Source organism: Chelatococcus albus (genome assembly GCF_030067675.1).
In the GTDB taxonomy this organism is placed as follows: domain Bacteria; phylum Pseudomonadota; class Alphaproteobacteria; order Rhizobiales; family Beijerinckiaceae; genus Chelatococcus_A; species Chelatococcus_A albus.
The window spans coordinates 72958-91177 of record NZ_JASJEV010000006.1; the positions used below are offsets into that span (position 1 = coordinate 72958).

At 69.9% G+C, this 18220-nt stretch carries 16 protein-coding genes; 14 read left to right on the forward strand and 2 right to left on the reverse strand.

Features of this window, described 5'->3' with window-relative positions; all coding sequences use genetic code 11:
• Positions 1–61: 61 nt before the first annotated feature.
• The 10 genes from QNA08_RS10920 to trmB all read left to right on the forward strand — a co-directional run bounded on the left by QNA08_RS10920 (position 62) and on the right by trmB (position 9856).
• Complete coding sequence (locus tag QNA08_RS10920; RefSeq protein ID WP_283740743.1) at positions 62–505, forward strand: Fur family transcriptional regulator; 444 nt, start codon at positions 62–64, stop codon at positions 503–505.
• Between the two features lie 5 nt (positions 506–510).
• Positions 511–1299, forward strand: a complete 789-nt coding sequence (gene olsA / locus QNA08_RS10925; protein ID WP_283740744.1) for a lyso-ornithine lipid O-acyltransferase — start codon at positions 511–513, stop codon at positions 1297–1299.
• 138 nt (positions 1300–1437) lie between these two features.
• Positions 1438–2823, forward strand: coding sequence for a tRNA (N6-isopentenyl adenosine(37)-C2)-methylthiotransferase MiaB (miaB, locus tag QNA08_RS10930; RefSeq protein WP_283740745.1), 1386 nt, complete (start codon positions 1438–1440; stop codon positions 2821–2823).
• 178 nt (positions 2824–3001) lie between these two features.
• On the forward strand, positions 3002–4072 hold the full coding sequence (locus tag QNA08_RS10935) for a PhoH family protein (protein ID WP_283740942.1): 1071 nt from the start codon (positions 3002–3004) through the stop codon (positions 4070–4072).
• Positions 4069–4581: an rRNA maturation RNase YbeY gene (ybeY, locus tag QNA08_RS10940; protein ID WP_283740746.1), complete on the forward strand. Its 513-nt coding sequence runs from the start codon at positions 4069–4071 to the stop codon at positions 4579–4581. The genes QNA08_RS10935 and ybeY overlap by 4 nt, the downstream gene beginning before the upstream one ends.
• A 6-nt stretch (positions 4582–4587) precedes the next feature.
• Complete coding sequence (locus QNA08_RS10945) at positions 4588–5730, forward strand: hemolysin family protein (protein WP_283740747.1); 1143 nt, start codon at positions 4588–4590, stop codon at positions 5728–5730.
• A complete protein-coding gene (gene lnt / locus QNA08_RS10950; protein ID WP_283740748.1) occupies positions 5727–7319 on the forward strand; it encodes an apolipoprotein N-acyltransferase in 1593 nt (530 codons plus the stop codon). The genes QNA08_RS10945 and lnt overlap by 4 nt, the downstream gene beginning before the upstream one ends.
• 80 nt (positions 7320–7399) lie before the next feature.
• Positions 7400–7822 carry a helix-turn-helix domain-containing protein gene (locus QNA08_RS10955; protein ID WP_283740749.1) on the forward strand — a complete coding sequence of 141 codons (423 nt, stop codon included), beginning with the start codon at positions 7400–7402 and terminating at the stop codon, positions 7820–7822.
• 149 nt (positions 7823–7971) lie between these two features.
• On the forward strand, positions 7972–9144 hold the full coding sequence (metK, locus tag QNA08_RS10960; protein WP_283740750.1) for a methionine adenosyltransferase: 1173 nt from the start codon (positions 7972–7974) through the stop codon (positions 9142–9144).
• Positions 9145–9166: 22 nt separating this feature from the next.
• Complete coding sequence (gene trmB, locus QNA08_RS10965; protein ID WP_283740751.1) at positions 9167–9856, forward strand: tRNA (guanine(46)-N(7))-methyltransferase TrmB; 690 nt, start codon at positions 9167–9169, stop codon at positions 9854–9856.
• On the opposite strand, the gene QNA08_RS10970 is transcribed toward trmB, so the two are convergent.
• The gene (locus QNA08_RS10970) at positions 9837–10940 is read right to left on the reverse strand and encodes a DUF2336 domain-containing protein (RefSeq protein WP_283740752.1); all 1104 of its coding nucleotides are present in this window, start codon (positions 10938–10940) and stop codon (positions 9837–9839) included. The two genes, trmB and QNA08_RS10970, sit on opposite strands and share 20 nt — an antisense overlap.
• 76 nt (positions 10941–11016) lie before the next feature.
• A complete protein-coding gene (locus QNA08_RS10975) occupies positions 11017–12126 on the reverse strand; it encodes a DUF2336 domain-containing protein (RefSeq protein ID WP_283740753.1) in 1110 nt (369 codons plus the stop codon).
• A gap of 304 nt (positions 12127–12430) precedes the next feature.
• On the opposite strand from QNA08_RS10975, the gene rimP reads away from it, so the two are divergent.
• The 4 genes from rimP to infB all read left to right on the forward strand — a co-directional run bounded on the left by rimP (position 12431) and on the right by infB (position 18218).
• Positions 12431–13087, forward strand: a complete 657-nt coding sequence (rimP, locus tag QNA08_RS10980) for a ribosome maturation factor RimP (RefSeq protein ID WP_283740754.1) — start codon at positions 12431–12433, stop codon at positions 13085–13087.
• A 5-nt stretch (positions 13088–13092) separates the two neighbouring features.
• A complete protein-coding gene (gene nusA / locus QNA08_RS10985) occupies positions 13093–14700 on the forward strand; it encodes a transcription termination factor NusA (protein ID WP_283740755.1) in 1608 nt (535 codons plus the stop codon).
• Positions 14701–14773: 73 nt separating this feature from the next.
• The gene (locus tag QNA08_RS10990) at positions 14774–15514 is read left to right on the forward strand and encodes an RNA-binding protein (RefSeq protein ID WP_422679906.1); all 741 of its coding nucleotides are present in this window, start codon (positions 14774–14776) and stop codon (positions 15512–15514) included.
• Positions 15507–18218, forward strand: a complete 2712-nt coding sequence (infB, locus tag QNA08_RS10995; RefSeq protein WP_283740757.1) for a translation initiation factor IF-2 — start codon at positions 15507–15509, stop codon at positions 18216–18218. The genes QNA08_RS10990 and infB overlap by 8 nt, the downstream gene beginning before the upstream one ends.
• Positions 18219–18220 lie beyond the last annotated feature (2 nt).

Consider the following 18220-nt stretch of genomic DNA (forward strand, 5'->3'; position numbering starts at 1 on the left):
GCGCGCGACCTTACTTCCTATAAGGACACGTGACTGCAACGATCACACGAGGATGACGGGCGTGACCACGGCAAAGGCCCGCGCGAGCAAGCCCAACGCGATCGAGCGCGCCTGCGTCGAGCGCGGCCTGCGCATGACGGGCCAGAGGCGCATCATCGCGCGCGTCATCGGCGAAGCGCACGACCATCCCGACGTGGTCGAGCTGCATCGCCGTGCCGCGGCGGTGGACGAGCGCATTTCGCTGTCCACCGTCTATCGCACGGTCAAGCTTCTCGAGGACCAGGGCATCGTCGAGCGCCACGAGTTCGGCGACGGGCGCGCCCGCTATGAGCGGGTGCCCAAGGAGCACCACGATCACCTCATCGATCTCAAGACCGGTGACGTGATCGAGTTCCACTCCGAAGAGATCGAGCGCCTGCAGGCCGAGATTGCCCGCCGGCTGGGCTACAGGCTCGTGCACCATCGGCTCGAGCTCTATGCTGTGCCCCTCGACGAGGGCGATTGATCGCCATGCTCTCCGTTCGTGCGGTGGCGAAGGTCGCGGCGCTCGTTCCCGTGGTCGCGATCGGCATTCCGGCCCAGTGGGCGGTGCTCAGGTTCGGCCTCGGCCACCCGGGCGCGATTCCCTGGCTCTTCCATCGCATCGTCTGCCGCGTGCTCGGCATTCGGCGCGTGGTGACCGGGCACCCGCCGAACGGTGAGCCGGCGCTCATTCTGGCGAATCACGTCTCCTGGCTCGACATCACGGTCATCGGCAGCCTGATGCCCCTGTCCTTCGTCGCCAAGTCGGAGATCGCGGGCTGGCCGCTGTTCGGCCTTTTCGCAAAGCTGCAACGCTCGGTCTTCATCGACCGGACGCGACGCAGCGCCACGGCCGTGGCGAACGAGACGATCGCCCACCGCCTGAAGCGGGGCGAGGCGATCGTGTTGTTCGCCGAGGGCACGACCGGTGACGGTCACCGCCTCCTGCCCTTCCGTTCGGCGCTCGTCGGCGCGGCGCGCGACGCCCTCGCCGACCCGGACGCGCCGCGCATCGCCCTCAAGCCGCTGTCGATTGCCTATGTGCGGCGCCACGGCCTGCCGCTCGGGCGCGCGGGGCAGCCGCACGTCGCCTGGTACGGTGACATGGATCTCCTGCCGCACCTGAAGGCGATCCTCGCCGACGGACCGATCGACGTGCATCTCGCCTGGGGCGAATCGATCCCCTTCGATGCCGAGACGGACCGCAAGGCCGTGACGCGCCGGGCCGAGCGGGCGGTGCGGGCGACGTTTCGGGCAGCCCTGCGCGGGCGCGACTGATGGCGTCATGCAAACGCAGCCGGGGCTTGGCTATTCTCTCGGAAGGCGAGAAGCCTTAAACAGAATGGCAAGAGCGCCTTGCGGGCTCCCGGAGCGCCCCTGGGGCGCGGAACTGTGAATCGCGTGCGAAACGAACAAGTGAAGAAGGTTTTCGTCAAATCCTACGGCTGCCAGATGAACGTCTACGATGCCGAGCGCATGGCGGACGTCTTGGCGCCGCAGGGCTATGTCGAGACGGCTGACGCCGAGGACGCCGACCTCGTCATCCTCAACACCTGCCATATCCGCGAGAAGGCAGCCGAGAAGGTCTTCTCCGAGCTCGGGCGCGTGCGCAAGCTGAAGGACGAGCGGGCCGCCGACGGGCGCGAAACGACCGTCGTCGTCGCCGGCTGCGTGGCACAGGCGGAGGGGGGCGAGATCGTGCGGCGCGCGCCGGTCGTCGATCTGGTCGTCGGTCCCCAGAGCTACCACCGCCTGCCGGAGTTGCTCGCCAAGGCGCGCGAAACGCGGGGCGTCGTCGACACCGAATTCCCGGTCGAGGACAAGTTCGACCATCTGCCGCGTCCCTCGCGCGACAAGATCCGCTCACGCGGTGTCTCGGCCTTCCTCACGGTACAGGAGGGCTGCGACAAGTTCTGTACCTTCTGTGTCGTGCCTTACACGCGCGGCGCCGAGGTGTCGCGCCCGGCCGCCAAGATCCTCTCGGAGGCCGAGGAGCTTGCCGCCGCAGGCGTGCGCGAGCTCACCGTCATCGGCCAGAATGTCAATGCCTACCACGGCGAGGGACCCGACGGGCGCGACTGGTCGCTGGGCCGCCTGCTGCGGCGCCTTGCCGAGGTGCCGGGCGTGGCGCGCATTCGCTACACGACGAGCCACCCGCGCGACATGGACGAGGAGCTCGTCGCCGCCCACCGGGACCTCGGCGCCCTGATGCCCTATCTGCACTTGCCGGTGCAGTCGGGATCGGACCGCATTCTGGCGGCGATGAACCGCCGCCACAGCGGCGACGACTACCGCCGCATTATCGAGCGTGTGCGCGCGGCGCGGCCCGACATCGCGCTCTCTTCCGACTTCATCGTCGGCTTCCCCGGCGAGAGCGATGCCGACTTCGCCGAAACGATGCGCCTCGTGCGCGAGATGCGCTTCGCCAGTGCCTTCTCGTTCAAGTACAGCGCTCGCCCCGGCACGCCCGCAGCCGAGATGGATGGGCAGGTGCCGGAGGAGGTGAAGGCGGCCCGGCTCGCCGAACTTCAGCAGCAGCTCGAGGTCGATCGGCAGGCGTTCAATCGCGCCATGGTGGGTCGGACCGTGGAGGTGCTCTTCGAGCGGGCGGGCCGCCATGCGGGCCAGATGGTCGGCAAGTCGCCCTATCTGCAGGCCGTACACGTCGAGGCGGACGACATCGCCATCGGCGACCTGGCTCCCGTCGAGATCGTCGAGGCAGCCCCCAACAGCCTGCACGGCCGCAAGAAGGGCCACGAGGGCGCCGCGGCGCCGAACGCGGGGAGGGCGAGCGCCGCTTGATCGCCGCCGTCGGCCGGGCAGGAATTGCGGACGCCGGTGCAAGACGCCGGGGTTCGGGAATGCTGGAAGACTCTGAGACCCTGCAGGTCTGCCTTCGCCGGGCCTGTAGTCCGATCGAGGCAGGCCTGCTTGGGGAGGAGCCGCATTGAGGGGAGAGAACGACGTGCCGCAGCGTCTGATGCGGGGACGTCCTCCGGTGGCGGGTGCGCCTGGGGGTGACGATGGGGCCGAAATCGTGCTCGCCTTCGACGACAACAAGCTGGCGAGCCTCGTCTTCGGTCAGTACGACCAGAATCTCGCCCATATCGAGCGCCGCCTCGGCGTCCTGGCCAATGCCAACGGCAATCACGTGATCATCAAGGGCCGGCCCGACGCTTCCGAACAGGCGCGCCGCGTGCTCGAGAGCCTCTATGAGCGCGTGCGCGGCGGCGAGACCGTGAGCCTTGGCGACGTCGACGGCGCCATCCAGGAGAGCGCCCTGCAGGGTAGCCTGTTCCCCTCGGTCGAGGCCCCGGGCCGCGGCAGCTTCGAGCAGATCGCCACGCGCAAGCGCGGCGTCGTCAAGGCCCGCAACGCGGCGCAGGACGCCTATCTCAGGGCGCTGCGCCGCTTCGAGCTCGTCTTTGCGGAGGGGCCGGCCGGGACGGGCAAGACCTGGCTCGCCGTGGGCCATGCCGTGTCGCTCCTGGAGCAGGGCATCGTCGAGCGTCTCATCCTGTCGCGGCCGGCGGTCGAGGCGGGCGAGCGCCTGGGCTTCCTTCCCGGCGACATGCGCGAGAAGGTCGATCCCTATCTGCGGCCGATCTACGACGCGCTCTACGACTTCATGGAGGCGCGGCATGTCGAACGCGGCCTCACGACGGGCCAGATCGAGGTCGCGCCGCTCGCCTTCATGCGCGGCCGCACCCTCTCCGGCGCCTGCGTCCTGCTCGACGAGGCGCAGAACTGCACCACCATGCAGATGAAGATGTTCCTCACCCGTCTGGGCGAGGGTTCGCGCATGATCGTCAACGGCGACCCGACGCAGATCGACCTGCCGCCGGGGCAGAAGTCGGGCCTGATCGAGGCCATGCGCATCCTCGACGGCGTCGAGGGCATCGGGCATATCGTCTTCCGCGAGGGCGACGTGGTGCGCCACGATCTGGTCAGGCGGATCGTCAAGGCCTATGAGGATGACCTGAAGGCGGAACGGCCCGAGCCGGCGCCCGAGCGGGGCCGCCGCCGCAAGACCGAGATCGGCGAATCGTGAACGGGCCGAGCATAGACATCGTCGCCGCGAGCGACCTTTGGCAGGCCCTGCCCGACGCGGGTCCCTTGGTGGAACGCGCCGTGGCCGTCGGGCTTGCCGCGGCTGACAGGCGCATCCTGCCCGGGGCGGAGCTCAGCATCGTCCTCACCGACGATGCCTCCATCCGTGGTCTCAATCGGCAGTGGCGGGGGCTCGACAAGCCGACGAACGTCCTCTCCTTTCCCGGCGCGGCGGTGGACCGGCTGGCCGAGGCGCCGCATCTCGGTGACATCGTCGTGGCCTTCGAGACCGTGCAGCGGGAGGCCGAAGCCGAGGGCAAGAGCCTTGCCGACCACACGGCCCATCTCGTCATACACGGACTGCTGCATCTCCTCGGCTACGATCACGAGACGGATGCCGAGGCCGAGGACATGGAGGCCCGCGAGGTGGCGGCGCTCGCGCGACTGGGCATCGCCGACCCCTATGCCGACGCGGGCGCGGTGCCCGCCCGGGCCACTACGGAGACCTGATACCCCATGAGCGACGATCGAAGTTCGAGGTCCGGCCCCGGCACGACGCCGGGGCGCGAAACGGGCGAGCGCTGGATCGACCGGCTGCTCGCCGGCCTCGGCCTGCGTGCCGGCCCTTCGATCCGCGACGATCTCGAGGACGCGCTCGAGGAAACGGCCCCGGGCGGGGAGTTCTCCCCGCTGGAGCGCGCCATGCTCAAGAACGTGCTGGCGCTGCGCGAGCTGCGCGTCGACGACGCCATGGTGCCGCGCGCCGACATCATCGCCGTGCAGGTCGGCGCGACGCTCGAGGAGGTGCTGCACAGCTTCCGGACCGCCGGCCACTCGCGCCTGCCCGTCTACGGGGAGACACTCGATGATCCGCGCGGCATGATTCACATTCGCGACTTCGTCGACTTCATTGCCGCCCAGGCGGAGGCCGGGGTGCGGCCGCGCGGTCTGCGCGGCGCGCGCGAGGGGGCGCGTTTCGGCCTGGATCTCTCCATGCCGTTGTCCGCCGCCAAGATCCTGCGGCCGGTGCTCTACGTGCCGCCGTCGATGCCGGCCATGGACCTTCTCGTGAAGATGCAGGCAACGCGCACCCACATGGCCCTCGTCATCGACGAGTACGGCGGCACCGACGGGCTCGTGTCCATGGAGGATCTCGTCGAGATGGTCGTCGGCGACATCGAGGACGAACACGACGAGGAAGAGGCCCCGCAGATCGCGCGCGGTGAGCATGGCACGTTCACGGTCGACGCGCGCGCGAGCCTGGAGGAGGTTGCCGGGGCGATCGGCGTGGAACTCGCTGAGGCCGAAGTCGCGGAGGAGGTCGATACGCTCGGGGGCCTCATCGTCACGCTCGCCGGGCGTGTGCCGGTGCGTGGCGAGCTCGTCCCGGGGCCGGGCGGCCTCGAGTTCGAGGTGCTCGACGCCGATCCGCGCCGGCTGAAGCGCATTCGTGTGCATCTGCGCGGTGCCGAGGCCGGAGACCATCGCAAGGGCCCCCGGCGGGAACAGGGCGCGGCGACGGCGGCGGCGGAGGCCCTTGCGCGCGGTCCGGCGGCGGACCAGAGTGCGCCGGCATCGACCGGCGACGCCGCTCCCGCGGCTTCCACGGTCTCCCCGCCCGCTCCGGAATCGTCCACGCCGAAGACCGGCACCGCATGACGGCACTTGCCCACCGCGTGATCCTCGCCTGGGGATGGCCGCGGCGTCTCATCGCTCTCTTCGCCGGGGCGATCGGGGCGCTCGCCATGCCGCCTTTCGGCATCTGGCCGCTGCTGATCGTGGCCATGACTGTTGCAGTCTGGCTCGTCGACGGTTCGGCTCACGGCGGCAGGGGCGGGCGTTGGGCGACGATTCGCGCCGCGGCTGCGGCGGGATGGTGGTTCGGCTTCGGCTATTTCGTTGCCGGTCTGTGGTGGCTCGGCGCCGCCTTCCTGGTGGAAGCGGAGGAATTCGCCTGGGCCCTGCCGCTCGGCGTGCTCGGCCTGCCGGCGGGCCTTGCGGTCTTTCCGGCACTCGGCTTTGCGCTCGCGCGGCTCCTGTGGCCGGCGGGCGGCATGCGCTTGCTCGGCCTCGCCGCCGGCCTCGGAGCGAGCGAATGGCTGCGCGGCCATGTTCTGACGGGTTTTCCCTGGAACAGCTTCGGCATGGCCTTCGGCCAGCACCCCCTGATGGCGCAGGCGGCGTCAGTTGTCGGGCTCTATGGTCTCACGCTTGCCGCCGTCGCGATCTGCGCCGCGCCGGCGACGCTCGGCACCGAGGAGGGGCGCGCCCGTTGGACGGCGCCGTTGCTGGCGCTGCTGGCGCTCATCGGTCTTGCCGGCTACGGCCTGTGGCGCATCCCGCAAGGACCGACGGCGACGGTCGTGGGCGTGAAGCTGCGCATCATGCAGCCCAACCTGCCGCAGGATGCCAAATTCCGTCCCGACAACAAGGACGGGATCATGCAGCGCTATCTGACGCTCAGCGACCGTGCCACCTCGCCGCAGTCGAACGGCGTCGGGGATGCGACGCATCTCATCTGGCCGGAATCCGCCTTTCCCTTCCTCCTGGCGCGCGACCCCGCGGCTCTGGCGCAGATCGCGGCGCTCCTGCCGACGGGCACGACGCTCATCACGGGAGCGGCTCGCGCCGACACGCCGCTGCCGGGCGAGACCGCCTATCGCTTCTACAACTCGATCTACGTCATCCGGGACGACGGCACGATTATCGGCACCTACGACAAGGTGCATCTCGTGCCCTTCGGTGAATACCTGCCGCTCGGGGCGCTGCTGCAGCGCCTGGGGCTGCGGCAATTCGTCCATGTGCCGGGCGGCTTCGAGGCGGGGACGCGCCGCGCCCCCCTCTCGGTGCCGGGTCTGTCGGCCGCCGCGCCGCTCATCTGCTACGAGGCCATCTTTCCGGGCGAGGTCGTGCCCGACGGTCAGAGGCCCGTCGTCCTCCTCAATGTAACCAACGACGCCTGGTTCGGGCTGACGCCCGGCCCCTATCAGCATCTCGCCCAGGCGAGGCTGCGCGCGGTCGAGGAGGGGCTGCCGCTGGTGCGTGCCGCCAACACGGGCATTTCGGCCGTTGTCGACGCTTACGGCCGGATTGTGGAACGGCTGCCACTTGGGGTGGAAGGCGTTCTAGATTCTCAACTTCCGGCAGCAATTAATACCACAATTTATGCACGATTTAGAGATGTATCTTTCCTGGTCGTGATTGTATGTTTCGCGGCCTTTTCGTTTGCCGCGCGTTCGCGCGGCTGATCTGCGAGCCATTTGAGTGAAAATTTTTCCGAAGCCGGGGCGCGGCCGCGGATTCGCGGCGCAGTGAGGAACAACTGGAAATGAAGAAGGCCCCCAATCCAATCGACAAACATGTCGGCAGCCGTGTGCGCATGCGCCGCATGCTCGTCGGCATGAGCCAGGAAAAGCTGGGCGATGCGCTGGGGCTGACGTTCCAGCAGGTTCAGAAATACGAGAAGGGCACGAACCGCATCGGTGCGAGCCGCCTGCAGCAGATCTCCAAGGTCCTGGGCGTGCCGGTCGAGTTCTTCTTCGATGGCGCCCCGCATGCGGATGCCGCCCACGTCAACGGCGAGGGTTTCGCCGAAACGCCGGCGGCCGCCTACGTGTCCGACTTCCTTGCGACAAGCGAGGGCGTGCAGCTGACGAAGGCCTTCGTGCGCATCAAGGATCCGAAGCTGCGGCGGCGCATCATCGATCTCGTCGCCACGATCGCCGGAGACGACGAACAGGCGTCCGGTTAAGACCCCGTTTCGTTCGCTCAAACGAACGCGTCCGTCTTTTCGCCTTGACCCGGATCGGCGGCACTGTCACAACACCGCGCCCCTTGCGGAAGCTGCGGACGTGGGATGGTGCGCGGCAGCTTTCGCCTCCACCACAAGGAAAGAAAGCCGTGCCGCGTTCGAATTACCTCTTCACGAGCGAGTCGGTGTCAGAGGGCCATCCCGACAAGGTCTGCGATCGGATTTCGGATGCGGTGGTCGACGCCTATCTCGAGGCCCTGCCGGAGGCACGCGTCGCCTGCGAGACGCTCGCCACTACCAATCGGGTCGTGATCGCCGGCGAGGTGCGCGGTCCCGGCAACATCACCAAGGAATATATCTCCCACCTCGCGCGACTGGCCATCAAGGACATCGGCTACGAGCAGGAGGGATTCCACTGGCAGAAGGCGGACATTCAGGTTCACCTGCATGCCCAGTCGGCCGACATCGCCGCCGGCGTCGACGCGGCCGGCGCGAAGGACGAGGGCGCGGGCGACCAGGGCATCATGTTCGGTTACGCCTGCCGCGAAACGCCCGAGCTCATGCCGGCGCCGATCTTTTACGCTCACCGCATCCTGAAGAGCCTGTCGGAGGCGCGCCGGTCCGGTGAGACGGGCGTGCTCGGTCCGGACGCCAAGAGCCAGGTGACGGTGCGCTACGAGAACGGCCGGCCCGTCGGCGTGACGCAGATCGTCGTCTCCACCCAGCATCTCGACGAGACGCTGACCTCCCACGACGTGCGCGCCATCGTCGAGCCTTACGTGCGCAAGGCTCTCCCGGACGGCTGGATCGCGCGCGACACGGTCTGGCACGTCAATCCGACGGGCAAGTTCGTCATCGGCGGCCCGGATGGTGACTGCGGCCTGACGGGGCGCAAGATCATCGTCGACACCTACGGCGGCGCGGCACCGCACGGTGGCGGCGCCTTCTCCGGCAAGGATCCGACGAAGGTGGACCGGTCCGCCGCCTATGCGGCGCGCTACCTCGCCAAGAACGTGGTCGCCGCCGGGCTCGCGGACCGCTGCACCATCCAGCTCTCCTACGCCATCGGTGTGTCGCGGCCCTTGTCGCTCTACGTCGACCTGCACGGCACGGGAAATGCCGAGGAGGCACGTCTCGAGGACGTCCTCATGCAGGTCATGGACCTGTCCCCTCGTGGGATCCGCAAGCATCTCGGCCTCAATCGGCCGATCTATGCGCGCACCGCGGCCTACGGCCACTTCGGCCGGGCGCCGGAGGCCGACGGCGGCTTCTCCTGGGAACGCACGGACCTTGCCGAGGCGATCCGCTCGGCCGTCGCCTGACGAGCGGGCGCGCCGATCGATCATGAGCGAGATGGCGAACAGGCGTGGCGCCTTCTTCGGGCGCCGCAAGGGGCATCGCTTGCGGGCGCATCACGCCGGCCTGATGGCGGACGCGCTGCCGCGTCTGCGCGTGCCGCAGGAGGGGCCGATCGCCGATCCGGCGCGCCTGTTCCCGCAGGCCGTCTCCGACGTGTGGCTGGAGATCGGTTTCGGCGGTGGCGAGCACCTCCTCGCCCAGGCCGAGGCCCATCGCGACGTCGGCATCATTGGTTGCGAGCCCTTCGTCAACGGCATGGCGAAGCTGCTCGCCGGCATCGAGGCCCGTGGTCTCGCCAATGTGCGGCTGCACGGCGCCGATGCCATGCTGCTCATCCCGCGCCTGCCGGCGGCGAGCATCGGACGCGCCTTCATCCTCTATCCCGATCCGTGGCCGAAGCGGCGACATCGCAAGCGCCGCTTCCTGTCAGATGCGACCTTGGCGGAACTCGCTCGCGTGCTGAGGCCCGGAGCGGTCCTGCGCTTTGCCACCGACATCGACGACTACGCGGCCTGGACGCTCGCCCGCGTGCAGCGCTCGGCCGACTTCGTCTGGGAGGCAATGCGCGCCGACGACTGGCGGCGCGCCTGGGACGACTGGCCGGGGACCCGTTACGAGGCCAAGGCCTTTCGCGAAGGCCGCAGGCCGAGTTACCTCACATTCCGGCGCCGCTGACGCCGACGATGTCGCGGCTCGCCTCCTGCAGCGTCAGGGCACGCACGGCACGCAGCGCCGTCTCGACGGCGAGCGAGCGGAAGCTCGCGTAGGCGCGCTTGGCCGTGCGCCCGCCCCGCGGGCCCTGCAGGGCGATGAGCGCCCGCGTCGTCTTCCATGTCCATTCCTGCGCCCGGCACAGCACGACGAGCAGTTCGACGTCGCCCGTGAGCGTGCGTTCGGCAATGGCCTGCGACACGCCGCAGAGGCGTGTGATGGCGAGCACGCATTCCTCGAAGCGCTCCGACTCGGCGAAGCCCGCCACGGCCTTCTCGTCCAGATGGCCGAGCGACAGAAGCCGCGCGACCTCGGCTTCGGCCTCGGCATAGCGTTCGGGCGAGCCGCGCGGCGCGAGCGATTGCGCCCCCGCATCCACGACGCTCGCGATGTCGCTCTCGGCGGCCTCCGGCAGCGCGTCCGCAAGCCGCCGGCGCGCCGCTTCCTTGGCGATCGAGATGAGGCGCGTGCGGTGCGGCTCGGGAATGTCGACCCGCTGCCCGAGCTGGGCCTGCAGGGCGAAATCGGCGCGCGCCTTGGCGATCAGCGCTTCGAGCCCGGCGCGCGAGAACTTCGCGCCGGCGTTGCGGGAGACGGCGTGAAGAACGGCGCGGTCGCCGCGCATCACCAGCGCGTCGGTGACCGCGCTCGGCAGATAGGGACGCTCGCAGATCGCCAGCATATGGTCGCGCCCCTTGGCGGCGGCGATGGCCACGAGATCGCTGCTCGTCAGGCAGGGGGAACGGGTCAGCACGGGGCGGGCGACGACGATGTCGTCCTGGGCGAGCGTGCGGATGACGCCGATCGGTGCGTTCGGCACGTCGGCCAGGCGCTCGGAGAGGTCGATGCGGGCGCGTCGCTCGATGACCGCGGCAAGCCGTGCGATGACGATGTCGAAGACATCCACGTGCTCGCCCCTGAGCGCCTTCGCATCGCGCAGGAAGAGGTCGGTGACGCGGCGCAGGGTCTCAACGCGTTGTTCCGGCGGGCGGCGCGCGATCGCGGCGTCGAGATCTCGCACGAGCGCGGAAAGGCCTGAGCCCTGCATTGAAGTCCCCCCTGCGGGCCCAGATTGCCCGCCACTCCTCACCGGAGGGTTACCGACGTCCGGCCTGCGGATGGCATCAGGAAGCCCTGCCCGCTTCCGCCACGTGCTCGCGCACGCGCACGAAGCGCAGGACGCGCCGTGCCGTATCGATGCTCAGCTCGTCATAGATGTCGCGCGCCGTGCCGATGGCGCGGGAGGCGCCGCCGTTGCGGCCGGCGAGCTTCAGGAGGGCGCGCACGGTGGGCCAGGACCAGGCCTTGGCCCTGCCGAGGATGATGGCGAGATCGGCGTCGCCGGTGAGAACACGCTCGGCCGTGGCGCGTGTGATCTCGCACAGGGCGGCCAGAGCGCAGACGCTCTCCTCGAAACGCTGATTCGACGCGAAGACGGCAAGGGCCGTCTCGTCGAGCCGGCGCAGGCCCGCGAGGCGCTCGATTTCGGCCTCCGCAGCCTCGTAGTCGCGGGGGGCCGCCGCGGCGCGGGCCCGGACCTGCGCCTCGACGACGCGCGCGCCGAGGTCGATCGCCACGGCGACATCGGGCACATGTTCGGCGGGCAGGTCCTCCGTCAGACGCTGCCTGACCGTCTCCTTTGCGATCGCGATGAGGCGCCCGAGCTGCGCGTCGCTCATATCGCGGCGCCGGCCGAGGATCGTTTGCAGCGGTTCGTCGATCCGTGCCCGCTCGACGAGGCGGTCCATGCCGGCCGGCGAGAAGCGGGCGCCACTGTTGCCGGCTACCGTGCGCACGACCGCGTCGTCGCCGCGCTCGACGAGCACGTCGGTGACCGTTTGCGCCAGCGTGCGGCGCATGGCGATGGCCGCCATGTGATCCTGGCCCTTGGCGGTTGCCACGGAGACGAGATCCTCGTCGCTCAGGCGCGCCGAGCGCGTGAGCACCGGCCGCGCCACCGCGATTTCGTCGTGCGCGAGCGAGCGGACGACGCCGGCCGGGGCGTTGGCGACGCCCGCCAGGCGCTCGGCGAGCTCCGCCCGGGCCTGCGTCTCGATGACGCCGGCCAAGCGAACAAGCACCGTGTCGAAGAGCGCGACCTGGTCGTCCGCGTAGGCGGGAGCATCGCGCAGGAAGAGGTCGGTGACGCGCCGCAGCGCCTCGGTGCGCCGCTCCACCGAACGTTCGGCGATGGCATCGTCGAGCTCGCGCACGAGCTGCAGGACCGCACTCATCAAGGACTCCGGAATGGACAGACAAGGGGCGGAAGGGATGTTCCTATCGCCCGAGTTGTCACCGGAGCGTTAGCATGCGCGCCGCCACGACGCCCGAGCTTTCCGGACTTGCGCAACGGAAGCGCGGGGTCTATGGTGCGCGCCATCCCGATATCCAGAGTGATCCGGTGCGGATCGTGACGGAGAGTGGGCCCCCGGGGGTCCGCTCTTTTTCGTTCTGGCAGGGAACCGCGGACGGTCGCCCCGCACGGCCGCCCGACCGGGATTGGGGAATGCGGGGCGCAGGGAGCAACGGCCTCGACACATGGATCTCGAAGCGCGCGTCATCGGCGAGAGCGGGGTTGCGGCACGGGTCGCGACGATCCTGGAGCCCGTCATCGAGGACCTGGGCTATCGCCTCGTTCGCGTGAAGGTCACGGGCCTGAATGGCTGCACCGTCCAGATCATGGCCGAGCGACCGGACGGCACGATGGGTGTCGACGACTGCGAGGCCGTGAGCCGCGCCGTCTCGCCCGTGCTCGACCTCGAGGATCCCATCGATCGCGCCTATCATCTCGAAATCTCCTCGCCCGGCATTGATCGGCCGCTCGTTCGCCCATCCGATTTCCTGCGCTGGGCGGGGCACGAGGCCAAGATCGAGACGGTGCTGCCGGTCGCCGGCCGCAAGCGCTTCCGCGGCATCCTGCGCGGTGTCGAGGAGGGGGCGGTCAAGCTCGAGCGCCTCGATGCCAAGCCCGAGGAGGAGAGCCTCGTGGCCCTGCCTCTCGGCGAGCTGGCCGGTGCGCATCTCGTGCTCACCGACGCGCTGATCACCGAGGCGCTCCGACGCGGCAAGGCGGAACTCGCCGCCGCGCAGGATGTCGCCGACACCGAGGACAACGAGCCCGCCGCCGGGGCCCGGCGCGGGGGAGGGCGCGGCGCCCGAAGGCCCGCTGCCAAACGCAAGTCAGAGAAGGAGTGATCCCGATGGCCGTCAGCGCCAACAGGCTGGAGCTCTTGCAGATCGCCGACGCCGTCGCGCGCGAGAAGGTCATCGATCGCCAGATCGTGCTCGCCGCGATGGAGGACGCGATCGCCAAGGCGGCGCGCTCCCGCTACGGGGCCGAGACCGATATCCACGCCGAGATCAGCCCGCGCACGGGCGAGCTCAGGCTGTCGCGCCATCTCCTGGTGGTGGAGGAGGTCGAGAACCCGGCGACCCAGATCGATCTCGAGGACGCGCGCCGGCACAACCCGGCCGCCCAGATCGGCGACGTCATCTCGGACACGCTTCCGCCCTTCGACTTCGGGCGCATCGCGGCGCAGTCGGCCAAGCAGGTGATCGTGCAGAAGGTGCGCGAGGCAGAGCGCGACCGGCAGTACGAGGAGTTCAAGGACCGCATCGGCGAGATCGTCAACGGTGTCGTCAAGCGGGCCGAATACGGCAACGTCATCGTCGACCTCGGTCGCGGCGAGGCGATCGTGCGGCGCGACGAGCTCATCCCGCGCGAAGCCTTCCGCCCCGGCGACCGCATCCGGGCCTATGTCTACGACGTGCGTCGCGAGACGCGCGGCCCGCAGATCTTCCTCTCCCGCACGCATCCCCAGTTCATGGCCAAGCTGTTCGCCCAGGAGGTGCCGGAGATCTACGACGGCATCGTCGAGGTAAAGGCGGTCGCCCGCGATCCGGGCTCGCGCGCCAAGATCGCGGTGATCTCGCGCGACTCCTCGATCGATCCCGTCGGCGCCTGCGTCGGCATGCGCGGCTCGCGCGTGCAGGCCGTGGTCGGCGAGCTGCAGGGTGAGAAGATCGACATCATCCCCTGGTCGCCCGACGCCGCCACCTTCATCGTCAACGCCCTGCAGCCGGCGGAGGTGGTCAAGGTGGTGCTCGACGAGGAGAACGAGCGCATCGAGGTGGTGGTGCCCGACGAGCAGCTCTCGCTCGCCATCGGTCGCCGCGGTCAGAACGTGCGGCTCGCCTCGCAGCTTACGGGCTGGGACATCGACATCCTCACCGAGCAGGAGGAGTCGGAGCGCCGCCAGAAGGAATTCGTCGAGCGCACCAAGATCTTCATGGAGGCTCTGGACGTCGACGAGGTTGTCGCCCAACTTCTCGCCTCGGAGGGCTTCCGCTCCGTCGAGGAACTCGCTTTCGTCGAGCCGGGCGAGCTCTCCTCCATTGAGGGCTTCGACGAGGAGACCGCCGAGGAGATCCAGAACCGGGCGCGCGACCATTTGGCGCGCGTCGAGGCGGAGCTGGACGCCAAGCGCAGGGAACTCGGCGTCGCCGACGAGCTCAAGGAGATCGACGGCGTCACGACGGCGATGCTCGTCGCGTTCGGCGAGAACGACGTCAAGACGGTGGAGGATCTCGCCGGCTGCGCCACCGACGAGCTCACCGGCTGGACCGAGCGCAAGGGGGCCGAGGTGACGCGCGTCAAGGGCATCCTGGACGGCTTCGATCTGTCCCGGCAGGAAGCCGAGGCCATCATCATGGCCGCGCGTGTCAAGGCCGGATGGATCGAGCCGGCGGCCGTGGCGGCTGCGGAAGAGCCGGCCGACGATGCCCCGGAGGCATCGGAAGAGGCATGATCGGGCGGGCCGGGCCGTGGGGCTCCGGCGCGCGGTGGCGGGGACGGCGCTCCGGCGCGGCCCCCGCGGACGAATGGAGGAGGGCGTGCCGCGCAGGCGCGACGAAGGCTCCGAGCGGCGCTGCATCGTCTCGCGGCGGACGGGCTCGCCGGACGAGATGATCCGCTTCGTCGCCGGTCCCGACGGCGCCGTCGTGCCGGACATCCGGCGCAAGCTGCCGGGGCGCGGTGTGTGGGTGACGGCGTCGCGCGCGGCGGTCGACGAGGCCGTCAGGCGCAAGGCCTTCGGCCGTGGGCTCAAGGCGGCGGTGACGGTGTCGCCGACGCTTGCCGCGGAGGTGGAGGAGCTGCTCCGGCGCGATGCCGTGCAGGCGCTCGCTCTCGCCAACAAGGCAGGGGCGGTCGTCACCGGCTTCGGCAAGGTCGAGGACGCGGTTGCTTCGGGAGCGGCAGTCGCCCTCGTCCACGCCCGGGAGGCGGCGGAGGACGGGCGCCGCAAGCTCGCGCAGGCGGTGCGGCGGCGCGGCCGGGCGGGCGGCGACCAACCATCGGCGGAACTGCCGGTCGTCGGCGACTTCGCCGAGGCTGATTTGGATTTGGCATTGGGGCGGGCACATGTGATACATGCAGCCCTCGTCGCGGGCCCCGGCAGTGAAGGTTTTCTGACGCGCTGGCGCAGGCTGGCGCGCTACGGCGCCGACGGTCCGTCCGGAACAGGGGTTTCGGGCGGGGCGAGCAGATCCTCGGAGGAGGCGCCTTCCGGGGATCTGGGCACGGACACAGGCGAACCCGCAGGATTCGAGCGGAATGAGTGATACGAAGAACCCGAGTGACAAGACGCTGGGCGTGACGCCGTCGAAGACGCTCACGCTGAAGCGCCCCGTCGAGCAAGGCGTGGTGCGCCAGAGCTTCTCGCACGGCCGCTCCAAGGCGGTCGTCGTCGAGAAGGTGAAGCGTCGCGTCATCGGTCCCGGCGAAAAGGACCACGCACCGGCTGCGCCTGCCGCGCCGGCGACGTCGGCTCCGTCGCCACGGCCGGCGCCAAGCGCGCCGGCGGCGACGCAGTCCCGCCGCCCGGCGCCCCAGCGCCCGAGCAGCGGCGGCATGGTCCTGCGTACGCTGACCGACGAGGAGCGTGACGCCCGCCTGCACGCGCTGACCGAGGCCAAGAAGCGCGAGGAGGAGGATCGCCGCCGCGCCGAGGAAGAGGCCAGGCGCCGGGCCGAGCGCGAAGCGCGCGAGAAGGCCGAGCGCGAGGCCGCCGAGGCGCGCCAGCGCGAAGAGGAAGAGCGTCGGCGTCAGGAGGAGGAGCGCAAGCGCCGGGCCGAGGAGGAGGCCAAGCGCCGCCTCGGTGCCGAGGAAGCGCGCCCCGCGGCGTCGCGCCCGGCCGGCGAGGCGCGCCCCGGCGCAGCCGCACCGGGACGGCCCGCGGCTCCGGCCCGCGCGGGCGAAGGCGTGCCCCCGCGCCGCGCCGCCGGCGCGCCGCCCGCGCTCGCTCGCGGTCCTCTGCCCGAAGCAGACGAGATGGGGCGCGGTGCGCGCCGGCCCGGTGCCGGACCCCGATCTGGCATGGCCGCGCGCCCGGCACCGGCTCCGAAGGCCCCGAAGACGCCCGGCGACGAGCGTCGGCGCGGCCGTTTGACCGTGGCCAGCGCCACCCTGGGCGAGGAGGAGCGTACGCATTCGGCGGCCGCATTCCGCCGCCGCCTGCAGCGCATGAAGGGCAGCGTCTCGGCCGAGCCGAAGGAAAAGCTGTCGCGCGAGGTGATCATTCCGGAGACGATCACCATTCAGGAACTCGCGAACCGCATGGCGGAGCGCGGCGTCGACGTGATCCGCCTGCTCATGCGGCAGGGCGAGATGCACAAGATCACCGACGTGATCGACGCCGATACCGCCCAGCTCATCGCCGAGGAGATGGGCCACACCGTCAAGCGTGTGGCCGAGTCCGACGTCGAGGAGGGTCTGTTCGACGCGCCCGACGCGGAGGAGACGCTTCAGCCCCGGCCGCCGGTTGTGACCATCATGGGTCACGTCGACCACGGCAAGACGTCGCTGCTCGACGCCATCCGCCACGCCAACGTGGTGGCGGGGGAGGCCGGCGGCATCACCCAGCATATCGGCGCCTACCAGGTGACGTCGCCTCTCGGCGGCAAGATCACCTTCATCGACACGCCCGGCCACGCCGCCTTCACGGCCATGCGCGCCCGCGGCGCCAAGGTGACGGACATCGTCGTGCTGGTCGTGGCGGCGGACGACGGCGTCATGCCGCAGACGGTTGAGGCCATCAATCACGCCAAGGCCGCCGGTGTGCCGCTGATCGTGGCGATCAACAAGATCGACAAGCCGGATGCCAACCCGCAGCGGGTGCGGACCGAGCTGCTGCAGCACGAGGTCGTCGTCGAGTCGATGGGCGGCGAGACGCTCGAGTTCGAGGTGTCGGCGAAGGTCGGCACGAATCTCGACAAGCTGCTCGAAGGCCTGCAGCTGCAGGCCGAGGTGCTTGAGCTCAAGGCCAATCCCGATCGCTCGGCGGAGGGCACGGTCATCGAGGCCAAGCTCGACCGCGGTCGTGGTCCGGTGGCGACCGTGCTGGTGCAGCGCGGCACCCTGCGGGTCGGCGACATCGTTGTCGCGGGCGCCGAATGGGGTCGCGTGCGCGCCCTCATCGCCGACACGGGCGACCAGATCCGCGAGGCGGCGCCGTCGATGCCGGCCGAGGTGCTCGGCTTCAACGGCACGCCCGAAGCCGGCGACCGCGTGGCGGTCGTCGAGTCGGAGGCGCGCGCCCGCGAGATCACCGGCTACCGCCAGCGCCAGCGGCGCGAGCGCATGGCGGCGCGCGGCTCCGGCCAGGCCCGCTCGCTTGCGGACATGATGCGCGACCTGAAGGAGGGTGCCGGCCGCAAGGAGTTCACGCTCGTCGTCAAGGGCGACGTGCAGGGCTCCGTGGAGGCGATCGTCGGCGCGCTCGAGAAGGTCGGCAACGAGGAGGTGGCGGCTCGCGTCATCCACTCGGGTGTCGGTGGCATCACCGAGTCCGACATCACGCTCGCTGAGGCGTCGGGGGCGGCCGTCATCGGCTTCAACGTGCGCGCCAACAAGGAAGCGCGCGAGGCGGCCGAGCGCGCCGGCGTCGAGATCCGCTACTACAACATCATCTACGACCTCGTGGACGACGTGAAGCAGGCGATGTCCGGCATGCTGGCGCCCACGCTGCGGGAGCATACCCTGGGCTCGGCCGAGATCCTGGAGATCTTCTCGGTGTCCAAGGTGGGCAAGGTGGCGGGCTGCCGTGTCACGGAAGGTGTCGTGCAGCGCGGCGCGCATGTGCGCCTCATCCGCGACAACGTCGTCATCCACGAAGGCAAGCTCTCGCAGCTCAAGCGCTTCAAGGATGACGCCAAGGAGGTGGTCGCGGGTCAGGAATGCGGCATGTCCTTCGAGAGTTATCAGGACATGCGCGCCGGCGACGTCATCGAGTGCTATCGCGTCGAGGAGATCAAGCGCACGCTGTGAGG